Genomic DNA, 1,690 nt, shown 5'->3' with positions numbered 1-1,690 from the left:
TTCTTCTTTGATGAAGAGGAATATTAATTTAGTAATATATTAGCGAAAAATATATTATGAGTAATGGTGGAAGCTATTCGTTTCCACCATTTGTTTTAACAGCTGTAAAAAATAAATTATGGATTATTCATTAAATCCATAAATTTCATTTTCAAATGTTTTTGCAACATCCTTCAAAACTTCGGGAATATTGATTTGTTGAGGACATTCTTCAATACATGATTCGCATTCACTGCAATCTGAAGCAATTCCAACACCTTCAAGCTTTGAATAATTCAAATAGGCATTTCCAAATTGTGTCCAGTCATCCTGTTCAAGAAGTTTATGTTTATTATACAAATCAAAGACCTTTGCAATGTCAATTTCTTCGGGACATGCATCAACACAGTATCTGCATTTTGTACAGTCGACTGTAATATTACTGTTGATAATCTGTGAAACTTCATCTAAAACTTTTAATTCATCATCGTTTAATGGATCAGCGTTTTTAATTTCTTTGATGTTTTCTTCAAGCTGATCGATAGTGCTTGCACCGGTTAACACAACACAGACATCATCAATATTGGCTACAAATCTCATTGCCCAGGAAACTACAGACCTATCAGGAGCATATTCCTTCATGATTTTTTCAGCCTCTTCAGGTACATCAGCTAAAAATCCGCCTTTATAAGGTTCCATAACCATTACCTGTTTATTGTACTTTCTTGCGACTTCCAAACATTTCGCAGATTCAATGTTATCATCTTCCCAGTCAAGATAGTTAATTTGAAGCAATACAAACTCCAATTCCGGATGTTCAAATAAGATTTCCTCTAAAAATTCGGCATTCCCATGAGTGGAAATACCAATATGCTTAATGTATCCCTCTTCTTTTTTCTTTTGGATAAATGAATACAAATCAACATTTTTCCATGCAGTTTCAGTAAATCCGCTTACATTATGCAACATGAAATAATCAAAATAGTCAACACCACAGTTTTCCAGTTGCTGTGAAAATAGAGGTTCCAATTGTGACTCTTCAGTAATTATAAACAAAGGCAATTTGGTTGCAATCTTAAATGAATCGCGAGGATATCTATCAGCGACGCATTTTTTAAATGCCTGCTCACCTACAGTCTCATGATAAATAAATGCTGTATCAAAGTAATTGAAACCAGCATCCATAAATGCATCAACCATCTGATTGACCTGCTCATAATCAATGCTCGTAAAGTCATTTTCATCCAAAAGAGGAAGCCTCATCATTCCCATACCTAAATTTTTCATTCAAATACACCACAATAGCTTTTTTCTTTCAAATATATTTTTTAATATCAGCAGCATATATAATGGTATATATGACGATACAAATAACATCAATTTATTAAACACATTCATCACCTATTCCTATTTTTCTATTGCTTTTGCTAACATTCTCTTATCCGTAAGAGCACTCGTAACATAATGTTCTAAAAGCAAATTCAGAATTTCATTCACATGCTCTTTGTTGTAGACAATTTTACCATCATCCGTAAATTCCAAATTGAGCTTGTAATCCTTTTTAATATCCTGCAACTTATTCTTATTATCCTTGACGTTTTTAAAACTCTCCACCAAGATAGCTTTTGTTAATCTAGTAACATATCGTCCATTATTACGGCAATCAGCAATAAAATCATCTGCATTATCAAACAACTCTGCCTGCTTTATT

The 1,690-nt window shown here is 32.7% G+C and carries 2 protein-coding genes; both read right to left on the bottom strand.

Going from position 1 to position 1,690, the window contains the following annotated elements:
- Positions 1-123: 123 nt before the first annotated feature.
- Positions 124-1,266, bottom strand: coding sequence for an aldo/keto reductase (locus tag UIB65_RS09230; RefSeq protein WP_330041107.1), 1,143 nt, complete (start codon positions 1,264-1,266; stop codon positions 124-126).
- A gap of 120 nt (positions 1,267-1,386) precedes the next feature.
- Positions 1,387-1,690: Kiwa anti-phage protein KwaB-like domain-containing protein (locus UIB65_RS09225; RefSeq protein WP_330041106.1), on the bottom strand; the 304-nt coding region annotated here is incomplete at its 5' end.

Origin of the sequence: Methanobrevibacter sp. (assembly GCF_036307625.1) — an archaeon.
Lineage (GTDB): Archaea > Methanobacteriota > Methanobacteria > Methanobacteriales > Methanobacteriaceae > Methanocatella.
The sequence above is the reverse complement of the archived record's forward strand: the minus strand, read 5'-3'. Positions and strand labels throughout refer to the sequence as shown.

Coding starts and splice junctions, on each gene's coding strand:
- UIB65_RS09230 (WP_330041107.1), bottom strand. CDS start 1,266: ATGAAAAATTTAGGTATGGGAATGATGAGGCTTCCTCTTTTGGATGAA.